Source organism: Mesorhizobium sp. M0522, from assembly GCF_040321085.1.
Lineage (GTDB): Bacteria > Pseudomonadota > Alphaproteobacteria > Rhizobiales > Rhizobiaceae > Mesorhizobium.
The window spans coordinates 20923-39233 of record NZ_JAMYQW010000022.1; the positions used below are offsets into that span (position 1 = coordinate 20923).

An 18311-nucleotide genomic window follows, 5' to 3' on the forward strand; every position below is an offset into this window, starting at 1 on the left:
CGAAACCACACCACACCGGATTTAATGCTCTCGTAAGTCAGGCACTGCGCTGAATCGGAGGAAGAAATGCTGGCAAACTCACTGATCGAACTCGATCGCGCACATCTGGTTCACCCGTTTTCATGCTATCGGGGCCACGAGGACACGGGCGTGCGGGTGCTCAAATCCGCCAAAGGCGCAACCGTGACCGATGCAAGCGGGAAAACCCTGCTGGACGGATTCGCCGGTCTATGGTGTGTCAACATCGGATACGGCCAGGAAAGCGTCGTTGAAGCAGCCGCAAAGCAGCTAAGAGAGCTTCCCTATGCGACGGGATATTTCGGGCTGGGATCCGAGCCTGCCATTCGCCTTGCCGCCAGGCTTGCCGAACTGGCGCCCGGCGATTTGAACCATGTCTATTTCACGCTTGGCGGCTCCGATGCAGTCGACAGTACGATCCGCTTTATTCGCTATTACTACCATGCCAAGGGTACGCCGCAAAAAGACCAGTTCATCTCGGTTGAGTATGGCTACCATGGATCCTCGACGGCAGGGTCAGGTCTGACAGCGATCGCGGCTTTCCATGCTGGTTTCGGTGTGCCATACGACTGGCAGCACAAGATTCCCTCGCACTACGCCTATCGCAATCCGGTCGGTTCTGACCCGCAGTCGATCATCGATGCATCGGTCGCGGCCCTGCGGGCCAAAATCGCGGAACTCGGCGCGGGCCGCGTTGCAGCTTTCTACGCCGAACCCGTCCAGGGTTCGGGCGGTGTCCTCGTTCCGCCGGCAGGTTGGCTGAAGGCTCTGCACGCCGTGTGCAAGGAACACGACATTCTGTTCGTTGCGGACGAAGTTATCACTGCCTTTGGCCGTACCGGCCCGCTCTTCGCGTGTGAGGAAGACGACGTCGTGCCGGATTTCATAACCACAGCGAAGGGACTGACCTCGGGCTACGTGCCGATGGGCGCCGTCTTCATGTCGGACCACGTGTACAATACGATCGCGGACGGAGCCGGCAAAGCGGCCGTCGGCCATGGCTATACTTATTCGGCCCATCCCGTGAGCGCGGCAGTTGGGCTCGAATGCCTGCGTCTCTATGAAGATGGCTTGCTCGAGAATGGGCGCAAGGCCGGGAAGCGCCTGATGCAAGGCCTTCGCTCGCTCGCCGACCACCCGCTGGTTGGCGACATCCGCGGTCGCGGTATGCTGGCAGCAATCGAGTTGGTCACCGACAAGGAGCGCAAAACGCCGCTGCCGGCGGCGGCCGATCCGGGGCGCCGCATCTTCGAGCGCGCGTGGGCGAACGGCCTTGTCATCCGCGCCTTCAACAGCGGCATCCTCGGCTTTGCGCCGCCGCTCTGCTGCACCGAGGACGATATTGATGGAATCCTCGAACGTACCCGAATGACGCTGGATCAAACGCTCGAAGACAAGGACGTGCGGTCAGCGATGCAGGGATGATCATTGGCATCGCCGAAGCGACCTCGGTCAATGCGGTAGACGCCTAATGCATGTCGCGCAAAAGTGTGCAGCGGTTTTGCGATAACGACATGCATCAAAACAAGAACCTAAAGCGCGTCGCATGAGGCCGGTCGAACGCGACGCGCTTTAGCGGCCCCGAAACAAATCCTCAGGTGATGCCGCCGTCTGCCAAGTGCCAAGCATTTGCCGGTATGTGGAATCGCATGCCGTTGCACAAGCGCAGCGAAAACAGCAAGAGGGAATGCTGGCGCGCGGCTCTCCAGGTCCAAGACTGCGGAGCAGCTTCATTTGTCGAAAATGATGTCGAGAGGCAAATGGGATTTCACGATCGGTGACTTCAGCACGACGAAGCTGAAATATTTGTCGATTCCGATATCCAATTCGATCATCCGCTCCATGATTGTCTGGTACTCGCTGATGCCCGCTGTGACAAACTTCACAAGATAGTCGTAGCCGCCTGAAACCAGATGGCATTCGATGACAGAATCGACTTTCTGAATAGCGGTGAGAAATCTCGCGAAGTCGTTCTGTTGATGGTGCTTGAGCGTGACTTCGGTGAAGATCGTTAGAGTCTGTCCGAGCTTGGACACATCGATCTGGGCGGAATAGCCGGTGATGAAGCCTTCCGCCTGAAGCTTCTTCACCCGCATCAGGCAAGGGCTCGGCGAAAGGTTGACCAGGTCGGCAAGCTCGACATTCGTGACCCGCCCGTTCTTTTGCAGTTGGGATAAGATCTTGATGTCGATCCTGTCGAGCTTCATTGGAAACCTGTCACAGGTTCGAACCGCGGATCGCCCGACAGACGGCGTCCGTCACCTCCTGCGTGGTCGCTGTCCCTCCTACGTCCGGCGTCAGCACGCCTTCACTCGTCACCGCTTCCACAGCGCTCATCAACCGCACCGCCGCTGCGCTCTCGCCCAGATGTTCGAGCATCTGGGCAGCGGTCCAGAAGGTGGCGACCGGGTTGGCAATACCTTTGCCGGCGATGTCGAATGCCGAGCCGTGAATTGGCTCGAACATCGAGGGATAGCGCCGCTCGGGATCAATGTTGGCGGTCGGTGCAACGCCGAGACTGCCCGCGAGCGCGCCTGCAAGGTCCGACAATATGTCGGCGTGAAGATTGGTGGCGACGATCGTATCGAGGCTCCGAGGTTTCAACGTCATACGCACTGTCATAGCATCGACTAGCATCTTGTCCCACGCGACGTCCGGGAATTCCTGCGCCACCTCGGCTGCGATTTCGTCCCACATTACCATGCCGTGGCGCTGCGCGTTGGATTTCGTAACAACTGTCAGGAGCTTTCGCGGCCGTGACTGCGCCAGCCGGAATGCATATCGCATAATGCGGGTGACGCCGACGCGCGTGAAGATCGCGACCTCGGTTCCGACTTCCTCGGGGAGTCCGCGATGGGCGCGGCCGCCGTGGCCCGAATACTCGCCCTCGGAATTCTCCCGTACGATCACCCAATCCAGATCGCCAGGGCCAACGCCCGCCAGCGGCGAAACAATCCCGGGCAATATCCTGGTCGGCCGCACGTTGGCGTACTGATCAAAGCCTTGGCAGATCGGCAGCCGGAGGCCCCAGAGCGTGATGTCGTCAGGCAGATCGGGGGCGCCCACCGCGCCAAAGAAGATGGCGTCGAAGCGCTTCAGTTGCGCCACCCCATCTTCGGGCATCATCCGACCATGGACCTTGTAATAGTCTGAGCCCCAGTCGAAGTGCTGGAGGCGCAGCTTGAAGTCGCCGCAGCGCTGCTGCAGCGCCTCAAGCGCCTGGAGACCTGCGGCAATCACCTCTGGGCCGATCCCGTCGGCCGGAATGGCGGCAATCTCATATTCGCGCATCGTCACTTCCCTGTTTTTTGGTGCTGGCCGCCTGGTGACCTCAATCTCGTGTGCGATCGATTGTATGTTGGCAAGACGGTCTTCTCAGAATTCAGCGACCTTGCCCCACGCAGCAGTCTTCAGGCGCTCGGGCCTATAAGGACGCGGATCGACGATAGGCTCGCTGCCTGTAATGATGTCGGTGATCATATGCCCCGCGCCTGGGCCGATCCCGAAGCCGTGACCGCTGAATCCCGCCGCCAGGATGAAGCCCGGAATCCCCTCCACTTCGCCGACTGCGGGAATGCCATCGGGTGTACTGTCGATATAACCCGCCCACACATCGGAGATCGCGACGCGTTGGAGTTCGGGGATCAATTCGCAGGCTCTTCGATATGTCAGCCGAATCTGTCCCATGTCGGGCTTCGGGTCGAGAATGCGGTTCCGTTCCATTGGCGTGATCTCGTCGAGGGCCCATTTGCGCAGGCTTTCATGGCCTTGACGCCAGCCCTCTAAGGCGCCCGGGGCGATATTGCGCCAGCGGCGGGCAAACATAGGTACAAACTCGCGGCTGAACCTGAACTGCTGCGGCGTTGGATCGACACGCGCCCGCCCGCTGATCGCCAGCGCGTATCCACCGTTGCTGCGCCGCGTCAGAGAGACGCGCGTGGTATGCAGGGCATCCGTCAGGCTGTTTGCGCCGGGTGCCACGGCCAGAATGGACGAACGCACGGCAGCTTGCGGGAAACGAACACCGAGCTGGTTGCAGAAGGAAGAAGCCCACGCGCCCCCGGCCATGACAACAGTCTTTGTATGGATGGTGCCCGCTTCGGTCACCACAGCGCTCACCCGGCCGGCGCTCAATTCCAGCCCGCGCGCCGCGCAATGCTGATGTACGGTGCCGCCCGCCGCCATGATGCCGCGCGCCGCAACCGGCACTGCCTTGGAAGGATCCGCCGTTCCGTCAGTTGGCGAGAACACGCCACCTTTCCATTTGCGGCCCGTCGCTTTGCCCCGTTCGGTGGCTTCTTCCGCGCTCAGCATGTGCGTGGTGATCCCGACCGTTCTCGCAAAATCGCGCCACTTCGCCCAGCCTGCCAGCTCATTTTCGTCTTGTGAGAGATAGAGGAGCCCGCAGCGGCGAAATCCAGTATCCTCACCAGTCTCCTGTGCCACCTTCTCCCAGAGATCGAGGCTCTTGGTTGCCATTGGCAACTCGCGCGCATCGCGGTTCTGCTGGCGGCACCAGCCCCAGTTTCGGCTGGACTGCTCGGCGGCGATACGCCCCTTCTCGACCAGGGCGACCTTGAGGCCGCGGCGCGCCAGATAATATGCGCTGAACACGCCCACCACGCCGCCGCCGATGACGACGACTTCCGCCTCGCGAGGGAGGGAAGGGCTGCAGTCGATGTGCATGAGCGGCGCGGGCATGGATGGGACTCCGGTAATTTGAAGCATCCTAACCTGCCGCCCGCAAATGCAGGCTGCGGAGTTTGTGCCTGGACGGAATTTCCTGCGTTTAGCAGCCTCCAGGACAGGCAATTATTGTGCGAAAAGCTCGCTGCGAGCCAAGCAGGAGTACACTTCATGCAGTCGCGTCATCTGCGGTATGGGCGGCACACGGCGCAGTTGTCGACCTTGATCGGCAGCGCCTTGGCCGACATTGTGATGGGCCGCACGGTCACCAATCCGCTCGGCGGCATGACCTGCACATGTGCCGATGTACACCGGAAAGCCTTGGTCCTATCCCTCTTGGGCGCGTATTGCCGGATGAAGGATATGGTTGCCTGATCCCGGTTTCCGCGCCGAAACGGGAACAGAGTGAAATGCCGAACTGGATGTTCTTTTCAGAAGTTCCTGCCGCGCGAGGGCCAAGTTTCGAAGACTCTGCGGAAACAGAACAGTCAAACTGGCGGGAAGAACGGAGCAACCCTTCCTTATGGTAGGCAGGCTCCAGAGGACATCCGACAGGCAGGGCTTGCCCCTTCGGAGAGTTCTCCAAGAAAAAAGGGAACAGAGTCCGGTACACGGACCGGATTTCATAAGGGAACCGCCAGGATGAGCAGAACCCGTCTCTCGCAGACTCAGCGCGCGAAGCGCCGAGAAGGCCAGACTGCGGCCGCTACGGTGAGGCGCTTCTGCTCAAAGGGCGATGAAGCGGTCCGCAACAGGGTGGACGCGCTCGGTTGAAAGGGGAGGTGATCTCGATGGTCGCAAGCATCCAGGCTGTAGCCCCCCACGATGTGGCGCTTTCGGTGCGCGACCTCACGGTGAATTTGCCGCAAGGCATGGAACGGACCCATGCTGTCAAGGACATTTCCTTCGATCTGAAACGCGGCCAGATACTCTGCATCATAGGCGAGTCCGGATCGGGTAAGTCGGTCACGGCGAACGCGATCATGGGGCTACTGCCCAAGGTGATCCGCCTCTCATCGGGAATAATCCAGCTGGAGGGGTTGAACATCATCGGCATGTCGCCCGACAAGCTGCGCAACCTGCGTGGACGGGTCGTGTCGATGATCTTTCAGGACCCGCTCTCGGCGCTCAATCCCCTGATGACGGTGGGCGCGCAGATTGACGAGGTCATGGCCGCGCATGGCTTCGGCACGCCACAAACCTGTCGAAACCGCGCTATCGAGCTGCTCACTGAAGTAGGCCTGCCAGATCCCGAACTCATGTATCACCAGTACCCTTTCCGGCTTTCGGGCGGGCAGCGGCAGCGCGTCATGATCGCCATGGCCCTGGCGCTCGAGCCGACGGTGCTGATTGCGGATGAGCCAACCACCGCGCTCGACGTCACCACCCAGGCTCAGATCCTGCAACTGATCCGTGACATTCAGCAGCGCAAGGGCATGAGCGTTATGTTCATCACCCACGATTTCGGCGTGGTGGCCGAGATCGCCGACAGCGTCGTGGTGATGGAAAAGGGCAATGTCGTCGAACAGGGCAGCGCCGAACAGGTGCTGAAGTCGCCCAAGCACCCTTATACCCAGCGCCTGATTGCAGCCGTACCGCATTTGACCGGCGAAGATCGCCCTCGTCCGGAAGCTGCCAGCAAGGAGCCGATCCTGAAGGTTGAGGGTCTGGTGAAGACCTATCGCGGCGGCAGCGCGCTGTTCGGCGCGCAACGAGTTGTGACAGCGGTCAACGAGGTTTCGTTCGAACTGGCGCCCGGCCGCACGCTTGGGGTCGTAGGCGAGAGCGGTTCGGGGAAATCGTCGCTGGGCCGGCTGCTGATCAAGCTGCTGGACAATGACGGCGGCGGGATCTTGTTCGAGGGCTGTGACATAGCCAAGCTTTCCGAAGCGAAGTTCCGCCCGCTTCGACCGCGGATCCAGATGATCTTCCAGGATCCCTTCGCTTCTCTGAACCCACGCTCGACGGTCGGTCACATCATGACGGTGGGCCCGATGGCGCACGGGATGCCTTATGTCCAAGCGCGCGATGAAGCGCGTGCGCTTCTGGCCCATGTCGGTCTCGATGCCGGCGCTTTTGGCCGCTACCCGCACGAGTTCTCGGGTGGGCAACGCCAGCGCATCGGCATCGCTCGTGCGCTGATGTTCAAGCCGAAGCTGTTGATTGCCGACGAGGCGGTCTCCGCACTCGACGTGTCGATCCAGGCGCAGATCCTGCAGCTTCTGGACCAGATCCAGCGCGAGACGGGCGTGTCGATGGTCTTCATCACGCACGACCTGCGCGTCGCCAGCCAGATCTGCGACGAAATCGCGGTGATGCAGAAGGGCCGGATCGTCGAGCGCGGACCGCCCTCGCAAATATTCCTGAACCCGCAAGCAGCCTACACGCGCCAACTGGTAGCGGCAATTCCAGGAGAGCGGCCGGGCAATGCCCGTCCAGTAGCAGCAAACGCATAAGAAATAACAAGAGAGGAACTACCATGACCAAAAATTCATCGACTACGTCCAACTACTCGAGGCGCGAAGCGCTGCGACTGATGGCGATAGGTGGGGCTGCAGGCCTCATCGCGCCCAATCTGTTGGGCAAGCCCGCCTTCGCCAAGACCCCTCCTGCAGGCCCGGCCGGTCGCGTCATCGTCGGCCTCTCCCAAGAGCCGACCGTGTTCAATCCGCTGATGGCGCATATCGAAGTCGATGACGCGGTCCATTTCTCGGTTTTCGACGCGCTGGTCCGCATGGATCCCCAAGGTGGTCTACATCCAAACCTCGCAGCCGAGGTGCCAAGCCAAAAGAACGGCGGCATTTCGGAGGACGGTCTCAACTGGCGCATCCGGTTGCGTGACAATGCCCGCTGGCACGATGGTGAGCCCTTCACGGCCGAGGACGTGAAATTCACCCTTGAACTCATCACGAACCCGAAGTTTCGCGCTTGGCGCACGAGCGGCCATTCGCTCGTGCAGGACATCACAGTGGTTTCGCCCACCGAGATCACATGGCGGATGAAGGAGGCTTTTGCGCCCTATCTTTCGTTCTTGGCCGAAACGTTCATCGTGCCCAAGCACATTCTGGAGAAAGAGGCCGATCCGAATACAGCCGCCTTCAACCAGGCGCCGGTCGGCACCGGCGCATTCAAATGGAGCCAGCGCGTCGCAGGTGATCACATCGAGCTCGTCGCCAATCCTGAGTACGCGGGCGAAGGCCCCTATGTCGAGCAGCTCATCTTCAAATACATCCCCGACATGACGGTGCTCTACACGCAATTCAAGAGCGGCGACGTGGACCTGGTCGATCAGTCGTACATCACCGCCGACCATTATACTGAAGCCCGCGAACTAGCAGACCGCGTGGTGACACTTGAGACCGGGTCATCCCTGGAGTCGATCTACCTCAATTTGGGCCGCCCGCAGTTCAAGGAGTTGGCAGTGCGCCAGGCGCTCTACGCCGCCTTGGATAGGAAAGCGATCGTCGACACGATCTATTACGGCGTGGGCACTCTCACCGAGACCTTCATGCCGAAGGAGTCCTACTACTACGACCCGAACCTGCCGGTTCAGGAGTTCAATCTGGACCGGGCGCGCCAAATCCTTGATGAGGCCGGCTGGGCGCCGGGGCCGGATGGAATCCGCGCCAAGGATGGGGTGCGACTGTCCTTCTCCAACTCGACAACTTCCGGCAACAACCTCCGCGAGCAGACGCAGCAGTTCCTGCAGCAGACGTTTGCCGAGATCGGCGTCGAGATGACGATCTCGAATTTGCCGGCTGCAGTTATGTGGGGCGAGTTCTGGCTGAAGTCGCAATTCGACACCGCCATGGTGGGCGTCACCTATCTGATTGCCGCGGACCCCGACGCCACAAACCGGCTCCATACGAAGGCAATCGCCGCTCAAGGCGGACACGGTTCGAACACCGGGCAATATTCCAACCCTGAGGTCGATGCCCTGCTCGAAAAGGGCGCTCGCAGCTTCGATCCGGAAGAACGACGCGGGATCTATAATCGCGTGCAGGAAGTGGTGCGCCATGATCTGCCCTTCCTGCCGCTGTTCGCGTACACAATCGTCCTCGGGCGCAAGAAGGGGTTGGACGGCTTCGAGCCCAACGCCAACACCCGCACCGCGTCGTGGGATGCCGCAGCCTGGCAGTGGAAGGCCTAATCCACGCAGTTGCCGCCGCCCCGCCGATTCCGCCGCGGCGGCGGCAACAGACTAAAATCATCAACCCACAATGGAGGGACTCGAATGCGCGGCTTCCTGCTCAATCGCCTCTCGCAGAGCCTGGTGCTGCTTGTGATCGTTTCGATCATCGGCTTCGGCATTCTGAACCTCCTTCCCGGCGGCCCGCTGGCGCAATTCGGGCTCGATCCCGGAATGACCCAGCAGGATATCGAGCGTCTCAAGGGGCTGCTGGGCCTCGATCGACCCATATGGATCCAATATCTGGACTGGGCATGGCGGCTGGTGCGGGGCGACTGGGGTCACTCTTTCCGCGACGGAGCGCCGGTATTGGAGGTGATCGGCAGCCATCTCTTTGCCACGCTGCTGCTGATGGGGTCCTCAACCGCAATTGCGATCTCCATTGGCGCCTGGATTGGAATCCGAGGCGCCACGCGCCGCTACTCGCTGTTCGATTATCTTGCAACTGTCGGGGCCATGGTTGCGTTGTCGGTCCCCACCTTCTGGTTCGGACTCGTCGGCATCTACGTCTTTTCCCTGAAGTTGGGTTGGCTGCCTGCGGGTAATATGTCCGAGATCGGCGACGCCTCGATCCTGGGCTACCTCCACCATCTGATCCTGCCAAGTATCGTGCTGTCGCTGGTCCATGTCGCGATCTGGAGCCGCTACATGCGGACGGCCACTCTCGATGCCATTAGCCAGGACTTCGTCAAGACCGCTCGGGCCAAGGGGTTGAGTGAACGCCGGATTCTGATGAAGCATGTCGTCGGCAACGCACTTTTGCCGATGATTACCTTGGCCGGGATGCAGCTTCCCAGTGTCCTCACTGGCGCGCTCGTGACCGAAACCGTCTTTACCTGGCCAGGAATGGGACGGTTGTTCCTCGATAGCCTTGGTTACAGCGACTATCCGGTTGTGATGGGGCTGCTGATGTTCTCCGCCATCCTCGTTCTGCTTGGAAACCTGATCGCCGACATTGTCGTCGCTGTTGTCGATCCGCGCATTCGTCTGGCTTGAGCGCGCAACTTCCCCGACAGGAGACAGCCGATATGACCGCTTTCACCGCAAATGCAGCTCCAAGCCGATGGAGAAACAACCGCGCGGCACGTCGTTTCATGCGTCATCGCTTGGCGCTGCTCGGGCTGGCGATGATCATCTTCCTGAGCCTCGCTTGCGTCCTCGGCCCCCATCTCCTGCCTTATGACTCACTGTATATCGATCTGCGGGCCCGCTTTGCCCCTCCGCTGACGGGCTACCACTTTCTAGGTACCGATCCGCTTGGCCGCGACGTGGCGGCAAGGCTTTTGATGGCGGGACGAATCTCGCTGCTGGTGGGTTTCTTTGCCATGGTTTTGTCGACACTCATCGGCACCCTGGTCGGCGTAATTGCCGGCTATCGCGGCGGCTGGGTCGGGGCCACGCTGATGCGCACGGTCGATGGATTCCTGTCATTCCCATCGATCTTTCTGCTGCTGGCGCTGGCTGCCGCACTGAAGCCCAGTCCTGTGATGATCACCGTCATTATCGCCCTCACCAGTTGGATGGAGGTTGCCCGCATAGTCGAAGCGGAAGTCCGCTCGTTACGCGAACGCGAGTTCGTCCTAGCCGGGCGAATGCTGGGATTGAGCGGCACCCACATCATGTTCCGCGAGATACTGCCCAACGCCATGGGGCCGATTATCGTCGCTTCCACCTTGACGGTCGCGCGCGCCATTCTCATGGAAGCCTACATCAGTTTCCTCGGCTACGGGATCCAGCCGCCACTGCCCAGCTGGGGCAACATGCTCAATGGCGCCCAGCAATATCTGGGCAGCGCACCTTGGCTGGCAATCATTCCCGGAGCTGCAATCACCATCGCGGTAACCAGTTTCAATTTCATCGGTGACGGGCTGCGTGATGCGCTCGACGTCCGAGACGACCACATCTGAAAGTTTCACCGACCGTAGATTACCCCTGCAATGCAGCGAGAAGTCAGCCACGTGCAAGAGCCTCATATCGCCGACAAGAACACACCCTACTGGTGGGAAGCAGCGCCCGTCATGCCGCGGCCGCGACAGCCGGTCGCAAAGAACCTTGACGTGGCAATTGTCGGCGCCGGTTATGCCGGGCTTTCGGCCGGGCTTGCGCTGGCGCGCGAAGGGCGCTCGGTCGCAGCCTTTGATGCGATGAATCCGGGCGAGGGTGCTTCCACCCGCAACGGCGGGATTACGAGCGGGACCATCCGGCCGGACTATGCCACGATCACCCGGCGCTTCGGGGAAGAGAAGGCCATGGCGATCGAGGCCGAGGGCAAGGTCGCACGCGAGTTCCTCTACGACTTCATCAAGACCGAAGGGCTCGACTGCGACTTCCGACTGGTTGGCCAGTTCAAAGGCGCTTTCGGATATGAACAGTATGAGAAGATGGCGCGCGGCGCCGAGACGCTGGCGAAGAAACTGCGGATCGAGTCCTACGCGGTTCCGCATGCCGAGCAGCGAAATTATATCGGCACCGACTTCTACCGCGGCGGGACTGTTCGGATGGACATTGGCGGGCTGCACCCCGCAAAATTCCATGCTGAGCTCCTGCGGGTGGCGCTCGCATCCGGGTTGACGGTCCATTCGCATACAGTGGTCAAGTCGATCGAGAGGAACGGTTCGGGGTTCCGCGTCGCGACTTCGGCAGGGACGGTGGATGCACGGCAGGTTCTGGTCTGTACCAACGGCTATACCGACGGCGCCGCTCCCTTCCTGCGCCGCCGCCTGGTTCCGGTTCGCAGCCGGATCATCGTCACCGAAGAACTTGCGCCCGATATCATGGCGCGGCTGATGCCGAAGCTGATGACGATCACCGAGAACCGGCAACTCGGTTTCTATTATCGTCCCTCGCCCGACGGAAAACGTATCCTGCTGGGGGGCCGTGACAGTTCCCGCGTCGGCGATCCGGCGGCGCCGAAACTTCTCCTTCGCAAGGGCCTGGTGAACCTTTTCCCGGAGTTGGAGAACGTGCGCCTTTCGCATTGCTGGTTCGGCAATGTGGCGATGAACCGAGACATGCTGCCCCGCATCTTCGAGAAGGACGGCGTGGTCTATGCAACTGGCTTCTGCGGTTCGGGCGTGGTCTGGGCGCCATGGATTGGCATGCGTGCGGCCCACAAGTTGATGGGGCATGGCGAGCAGTCGCGCACTGCGTTCGACTTTCGACCGCCTTCGGCCGTCCCGCTCTATCGTGGCAATCCGTGGTTCATGCCGGCGATTATCCAGGGCTATCGGTTGCAGGACCGTCTCGCCTTCTGGCGCGCCAGACGCTAGTCGCCGACATCGGGGGCGATCCGTGGTTCATGCGGGCAACCCTTTGGCGCGCCCGCCGCTGACACGACTGCAGGATCGCGCGGGGTCACCTTGTTGCCGGAGAGTGCCGAAAAATCCGTCGGGACTGGGGCCTGGTGCGAAACTGATCAGCGGTGGGACGCCTTTGCGCGGATCAGCGCGTCGGCCATGTAGAGGTCCTGCAGGGAGATGCCGGAACTGTCGAAGACCGTGACCTCATTGTCGAAGCGGCGTCCGAGCGCACGCCTTTCAATAACGTCGCCGATTGGTGTTACCGCAAGCACGCCGGCGTCGATTTCGTCGCGCACGTATTGGAACTCGCCGATCTGGACGGACTGGCAAAGCAGATCACAAAACAGACGTGCCTTGGGAAATAATTCGCTCGGCAATTCGCGTTTACCCGGAGCATCCGACCCGATGCTGACGATATGGGTTCCGGGTCCCACCCAAGCGGCATTGAACAGCGGTTCGCGTGCGGGTGTCGCCGTCACCACGATGTCGGCCGTGCGCACGGCTTCTTCCGGCAAGGCAGCGCGCGCCTTCAGTCCCCTTTCGCCGATCTGATCGACAAAAGCGTCGCGCCGCGGCGAAGGCCGGGCCACGACCAGCACGGTTTCGATTGGGCGGATGCGTGCCAGCGCCATCACTTCGAAGCTCGCCTGGTTGCCGGCCCCGAAGATCGCCAGAACCTTGGCTTGCTTGCGCGCAAGAAGATCGGCCGCAACCGCGTCGGCGGCGGCCGTCCTGTAGGCGTTGACCTTCCCGGCCTCGACTACGGCGCCGAGCCGACCTGTATGCTGATCGAGCAGCACGATGGTCGAGTTGTGGCGGGGAAGGCCACGTGCCGGGTTGCCCGACCAGAAGGAGCCAATTTTCACGCCGGTCAGGTCGCCCGACGAACCGGATTTGATTGAGAAGGTATTGGTCACCTCCTGTGTGCGCCCGAGAACAGCCGGAAAGACCCAGCTCTGCCGCGATGCTGCCGCCACGAGAGCCTCGCGCGCCGCCTCGAAAGCAAGTTCATGCGTGACGAGGGCAGCTGACTCCTCTTCGCTGATGTAGATCATCCAAAATTCCTCCTGGGCATCGCCGATCGGGCAACCACGAAGCGGCGATTCAAGGTGCCAGGTATTCCTCGCCCGATTTGCACGACTTGGCATGCCGAGGAACTGCATAAAACGAATAATACCGCTGATTTGAAGGGGCAAAACAGCAGCGAAATCTGTCCGCCGGGCGCGACTCTAAGATCCGACTTCAATCCGACTCTGGATCAACTGACAGCGTTGCACCTTATGGCCTTTGAGCATGACAGAAATATCGTCAGCGCCCCGATCGAGCTGATGAAATTGGAAACCCGCCATTTGCCGGGCGCACTGAAGCTGTCGCAGGAGATGGCCTGGCCCTACCGTCAGGAGGATTGGGAATTTGCCCTGATGGTCGGCAATGGCCTGATGCTTGAGCGGGCAGGACAGGTGATTGGCACGGCCATGTCCTGGAATTACGGACAGTCCTATGCCTCGGTCGGGATGATCATAGTTACTGGCTCCGCGCAAGGCGGTGGCAACGGCGCCCGGCTCTTTGATGGATTGCTTGAGGCGACACACGGTCGCAACCTGCTGCTCAACTCAACCGAAGAGGGGCTGGCGCTCTACAAGCGACGCGGCTTCACTGCCTGGGGCACGGTGCTTCAGCACCAGGGCTCGCTGGCTGTCGCCGTGACGCGGAGTACCCGCGACGACATCCGTCAAGCGACAGCCTCTGACCTCGCGGCAATTCAGGCCTTCGACGAACGGGCCACGGGCATGCCCCGGCTGCCGATGGTGGCTGCGCTCGCCGATGTGGGCAACGCATTGGTCATTGAGCGCAGGGGACGGATTGCAGGCTACGCTGTCGCGAGGAGGTTTGGCCGCGGCTATGTCGTCGGCCCTTGTGCAGCCGAGAGCGACCACGACGCGCGGCTTCTGATCCTGGCCCAGCTTTCGAAGCTTCACAATCAATTCGTTCGCATCGACGTCTATGCCGAGGATGGATTGGGCGACTGGCTTGCGAGCCTTGGCCTGCAGCGGTCCGGCACTGCGACCGCCATGGTCAAAGGACAACGACCCGTCGCCGAGGGGCCAGCCCATATGTATGCGTTGGCAAACCAGTCGTTCACTTAGGAAACGAGTCTATGAATAAGATGGCGGCAAGCCTGGCGGTGAGCGAGACGGCTAGGACGATCGACGCCTTGGTCACCCCGACGCTGCTTCTCGACCGTGGCCGGCTCGAGCACAACATCAAGGGTCTGGCTGAGCGCGCCAGGAAGCTTGGCGTGGTGCTGCGCCCGCATATGAAGACGGCCAAGAGCATCGATGTCGCCCGATACGCGTTCCATCGCGAACGCGGTCCGATCACGGTCTCGACCATCGCCGAGGCGGAGTATTTCGCGGGCCATGGCTTTCGAGACATCACCTACGCGGTCGGCATCTCGCCGGCCTCGGCCAAGCGGGCCATGGAGCTTTGTCGCCGCACCGGCGCTGATGTGAAGCTGTTGCTCGATTCGGTCGGGCAGGCCGATGCCCTGGCCAGCGTCCGCGAAGCCACCGGTATGACCCCATCTGTTTTCATTGAACTGGACTGCGATGACCATCGCGGTGGCTTGAGGCCGGACGACCCGAAGTTGCTCGACGTGGCCGGCAGTGTCGTCGCGGCCAGTGCCAAACTCGTCGGCGTTCTCGCCCATGCAGGCGAATCCTATGGCTTGAACACGCCCGATGCGCTGGTCAAGGCAGGCGAGAACGAGCGTTCAGCCACGGTGCGCGCCGCTGAAATCCTGCGCGCCCATGGCCATGCCTGCCCGATCGTCAGCGTCGGCTCGACGCCGACAGCGCATTTCGCCAGCAATCTTGAGGGGGTCACGGAGCTGCGCGCCGGGGTCTACATGTTCTTCGACCTGGTCCAGCACGGCGTTGGGGTGTGCGAACTCGACGATATCGCGATTTCCGTATTGGCCACGGTGATCGGGTCCAAGCCGGAAAAGGGATGGGTGCTGGTTGACGCTGGATGGATGGCGCTTTCGCGCGACCGGGGAACCGCAAACCAGCAGATCGACCAGGGTTACGGCGTGGTCTGCGACGAAAAGGGGAGGGTGCTTGAAGATGTGATCGTGGCCCAGGCCAGCCAGGAACACGGTATCCTCGCCATTCGTGCCGGCTCTGGAAAGTCCATGCCCGAGCTGCCGCTCGGGACTCGGGTCCGGATTGTGCCCAACCATGCGTGTGCGATGGCCGCCCAGCATGATTTCTACAGCGTTGTCAACGGGGACAGCCCCAAGATTGAAGCGCGTTGGGAGCGGATGCGCGGCTGGTAGGCGCGCGACTACGCTCGGATGTCGCCCCACTCAAATCAACACTGGTGGTCAAGAAAATGAAGTTTACCTCTTACTGGCTGGATACGTCTCAGCCGTTCAATGAAGGGTCGCCCAAACCGCTCGAAGGCCACTACGACGTGGCGATTGTGGGCGGCGGCTTGACCGGCTCCTCCGCCGCGCTGGCCCTTGCCAAAAAGGGCGCCCGGGTTGCCCTGTTGGATGCCGAAACGATCGGCAATGCCGCGTCCGGCCGCAATGGCGGCATGTGCAACAACGGCTTTGCCCAGAACTATGCAATCATGGCTGCCAAGCACGGCAAGCCGGCCGCAAATGCGCTCTACAAGGCTTTTGACGCCGGCGTCGATATGGTCGAGCGGTTGGTGCAGGAAGAGAAGATCGACTGCAGCTTCTCCCGCGTCGGCAAGCTCAAGCTTGCCGCCAAGCCCGAGCACTACGACATGCTGGCGCGCAGCCAGGAACTACTGGCTGCCAATGTCGATCCCGACACCAGGATGATCGCGCGCGAGGACCTGCGAACCGAAGTCGGCACCAGCCGCTACCATGGCGGGCTGCTCTTTCCCAAGAGCGCGGGCATGCATGTCGGCCGGTTCGTCCGGGGCCTCGCGACCGCTGCTGCCCGGCGTGGCGCAGAGGTCCATGAACGCTCGCCCGTCATTGCGATGCGCAAGGTTTCAGGCGGGCATGAGGTAACGACGCCAAAGGGCAAGATCGTCGCGCGGCAGGTCCTGTTGGCAAGCGGCATTTCCCAGGTTGGCCCGCTCGGCTGGATCCGCCGGCGCATGATCCCGGTCGGCGCATTTCTGATCGTGACCGAGCCGCTGTCGCCCGACCACCTTAGGCGTCTCATGCCGACTGGGCGCATGGTCGTCGACACGCGCAATCTCGTTGTCTACTGGCGGCTCACGCCGGACAATCGCCTTCTGTTCGGCGGGAGGGCGCGCTTTGCCGTGTCCAACCCTCAATCCGACGAAAAAAGCGGCCGGATACTCAAGGCGGCGATGGTCGAGGTCTTTCCGGAACTGGCCGGCACCCGCATCGACTACTGCTGGGGCGGCATGGTCGATATGACCCGCGATCGCCTGCCGCGCGCCGGAGAGCGCGATGGCATCTATTACTCGATGGGCTATAGCGGACACGGGACCCAGATGTCGACGTTGATGGGCACCATCATGGCCGACGTCATGGACGGGCGCCCCGAGCTCAATCCCTGGAAGGATTTCGACTGGCCAGCGATCCCCGGTTATTTCGGGCGCCCCTGGTTCCTGCCGATTCTCGGCGCCTATTACCGCATGAAGGACCTTGTAGGGTGATGACGCCCCTCGAACACCTGGCCCGCAACGGCCACCTGGACAAGTTCTTCATCGACGGTCAATGGGTTGAGCCGAGCGGCACCGCGACGGGCGTCGTCGTCAATCCCGCCACAGAAGAGGTTGTGAGCCAGTTTCCGCTTGGAAATGGCGAGGACGTTGACGCGGCCGTTGCAGCGGCTCGCCGGGCATTCGCCTCCTGGAGTCGGACCACGCCAGAAGACCGCGCGGGTCTGCTCGATCGCCTGCAAGCGCTGCTCGAGGCGCGCGGCGAACTGCTGGCTCAATGCCTGAGCCTCGAAATGGGCGCGGCGATCGGCTATGCGCGCAGCGCCCAGGTGCCGCTGGCGATCACGCATGTTAAGGTCGCTCGCGATGTGCTGACAGACTTTCGCTTCGTCAAGCAACGGGGGCAAACCGCCGTCACCCACGAACCGATCGGTGTCTGCGCCTTGATCACTCCGTGGAACTGGCCACTTTACCAGATCACCGCCAAGGTTTCGCCGGCGCTCGCTGCAGGCTGCACGATCGTGCTGAAGCCGAGTGAGCTTTCTCCCTTGGACGCCCTGCTGTTCGCCGAGGCAATCGAGGAAGCCGGCTTCCCTGCCGGGGTTTTCAACCTCCTGCAAGGTGATGGTCCAGGCGTCGGTATGGGTCTCGCCTCCCATCCGGATGTCGACATGATCTCCATTACCGGGTCCACCCGCGCGGGCATTGCGGTGGCCCAGGCGGCGGCGACCACGGTCAAGCGTGTCGCGCAGGAGCTCGGCGGCAAGTCGCCGAACGTGATCCTGCCGGACGCAGATCTCGATCGCGCCGTTTCTCTGGGCGTAGCCGCCGCCTTCCGCAATCTCGGCCAGTCATGCAGCGCCCCGACGCGCATGATCGTGCCACGCGCGCTGCTCTCCGAGATCGAGGCAATCGCCAAAAGGGCCGCAGCCCAGATCGTCATTGGCGATCCGCTTTGCGAAGCCACAACTCATGGTGCAATCGCAAACCGTGCCCAATTCGACCGCATCCAAACCATGATCGGCGTCGGCATTTCTGAGGGCGCCAGGCTCCTCACCGGCGGACCGGGCCGTGCGCACGATCTGAACGTCGGGTTCTATGTGAGGCCGACCATCTTTTCCGACGTGCGCACGACCATGCGTATTGCCCAGGAAGAGGTCTTCGGGCCAGTTCTCTGCATCATCCCCTACGACACAATCGAGGAGGCCGTCACCATCGCCAACGACACGGTCTACGGTCTGGGGGCCCATGTGCAGGGCCAGGATGTGGACGCCGTCAGGGACGTGGCCTCGCGGATCCGCTCCGGTCAGGTGCATCTCAACTACCCGGCCTGGGATCCGCACGCCCCGTTTGGCGGTTTCAAGCAGTCCGGAAACGGACGCGAATATGGGATCGAGGGCATGTTGGAGTATCTCGAGGTAAAATCCATACTCGGCTATTTCTAG

General features: G+C 61.6%; 15 protein-coding genes. 11 read left to right on the forward strand and 4 right to left on the reverse strand.

What is annotated here, in order from left to right; translation table 11 throughout:
- Positions 1-66: 66 nt before the first annotated feature.
- Complete coding sequence (locus NKI58_RS21815) at positions 67-1443, forward strand: aspartate aminotransferase family protein (protein WP_352593979.1); 1377 nt, start codon at positions 67-69, stop codon at positions 1441-1443.
- Positions 1444-1748: 305 nt separating this feature from the next.
- Here the strand turns inward: NKI58_RS21815 and NKI58_RS21820 are convergent, their stop codons facing one another.
- The 3 genes from NKI58_RS21820 to NKI58_RS21830 all read right to left on the reverse strand — a co-directional run bounded on the left by NKI58_RS21820 (position 1749) and on the right by NKI58_RS21830 (position 4719).
- Entirely contained in the window at positions 1749-2225 is a 477-nt protein-coding gene (locus tag NKI58_RS21820; protein WP_023678802.1) for an Lrp/AsnC family transcriptional regulator, read from the reverse strand.
- Between the two features lie 10 nt (positions 2226-2235).
- Positions 2236-3309 carry a tartrate dehydrogenase gene (locus NKI58_RS21825; protein ID WP_352593981.1) on the reverse strand — a complete coding sequence of 358 codons (1074 nt, stop codon included), beginning with the start codon at positions 3307-3309 and terminating at the stop codon, positions 2236-2238.
- Positions 3310-3393: 84 nt separating this feature from the next.
- Positions 3394-4719, reverse strand: a complete 1326-nt coding sequence (locus NKI58_RS21830) for an NAD(P)/FAD-dependent oxidoreductase (protein WP_352786751.1) — start codon at positions 4717-4719, stop codon at positions 3394-3396.
- A 156-nt stretch (positions 4720-4875) separates the two neighbouring features.
- Here NKI58_RS21830 and NKI58_RS21835 point away from each other — a divergent pair, with 156 nt between their 5' ends.
- From NKI58_RS21835 to NKI58_RS21860, 6 genes are all read left to right on the forward strand, one after another.
- Positions 4876-5079, forward strand: a complete 204-nt coding sequence (locus NKI58_RS21835) for a hypothetical protein (RefSeq protein ID WP_352622923.1) — start codon at positions 4876-4878, stop codon at positions 5077-5079.
- Between the two features lie 416 nt (positions 5080-5495).
- The gene (locus NKI58_RS21840) at positions 5496-7160 is read left to right on the forward strand and encodes an ABC transporter ATP-binding protein (protein WP_352593984.1); all 1665 of its coding nucleotides are present in this window, start codon (positions 5496-5498) and stop codon (positions 7158-7160) included.
- A gap of 23 nt (positions 7161-7183) precedes the next feature.
- A complete protein-coding gene (locus NKI58_RS21845) occupies positions 7184-8854 on the forward strand; it encodes a peptide ABC transporter substrate-binding protein (RefSeq protein WP_352450650.1) in 1671 nt (556 codons plus the stop codon).
- 84 nt (positions 8855-8938) lie between these two features.
- Entirely contained in the window at positions 8939-9889 is a 951-nt protein-coding gene (locus tag NKI58_RS21850) for an ABC transporter permease (RefSeq protein WP_352786750.1), read from the forward strand.
- A 32-nt stretch (positions 9890-9921) separates the two neighbouring features.
- The gene (locus tag NKI58_RS21855; RefSeq protein WP_023678809.1) at positions 9922-10800 is read left to right on the forward strand and encodes an ABC transporter permease; all 879 of its coding nucleotides are present in this window, start codon (positions 9922-9924) and stop codon (positions 10798-10800) included.
- A 30-nt stretch (positions 10801-10830) separates the two neighbouring features.
- Positions 10831-12162: an NAD(P)/FAD-dependent oxidoreductase gene (locus NKI58_RS21860; protein ID WP_502897014.1), complete on the forward strand. Its 1332-nt coding sequence runs from the start codon at positions 10831-10833 to the stop codon at positions 12160-12162.
- Positions 12163-12308: 146 nt separating this feature from the next.
- On the opposite strand, the gene NKI58_RS21865 is transcribed toward NKI58_RS21860, so the two are convergent.
- Entirely contained in the window at positions 12309-13247 is a 939-nt protein-coding gene (locus NKI58_RS21865) for an ornithine cyclodeaminase family protein (protein ID WP_352593986.1), read from the reverse strand.
- Positions 13248-13301: 54 nt separating this feature from the next.
- On the opposite strand from NKI58_RS21865, the gene NKI58_RS21870 reads away from it, so the two are divergent.
- From NKI58_RS21870 to NKI58_RS21885, 4 genes are read left to right on the forward strand one after another with little or no spacing between them, the layout of a single operon-like run.
- Positions 13302-14339, forward strand: coding sequence for a GNAT family N-acetyltransferase (locus NKI58_RS21870; protein ID WP_352593987.1), 1038 nt, complete (start codon positions 13302-13304; stop codon positions 14337-14339).
- 11 nt (positions 14340-14350) lie between these two features.
- Positions 14351-15529 carry an alanine racemase gene (locus NKI58_RS21875; protein WP_352622917.1) on the forward strand — a complete coding sequence of 393 codons (1179 nt, stop codon included), beginning with the start codon at positions 14351-14353 and terminating at the stop codon, positions 15527-15529.
- Between the two features lie 56 nt (positions 15530-15585).
- Entirely contained in the window at positions 15586-16860 is a 1275-nt protein-coding gene (locus NKI58_RS21880; RefSeq protein ID WP_352593989.1) for an NAD(P)/FAD-dependent oxidoreductase, read from the forward strand.
- The gene (locus tag NKI58_RS21885) at positions 16857-18311 is read left to right on the forward strand and encodes an aldehyde dehydrogenase family protein (protein WP_352593990.1); all 1455 of its coding nucleotides are present in this window, start codon (positions 16857-16859) and stop codon (positions 18309-18311) included. Before NKI58_RS21880 ends, NKI58_RS21885 begins: the two co-directional genes overlap by 4 nt.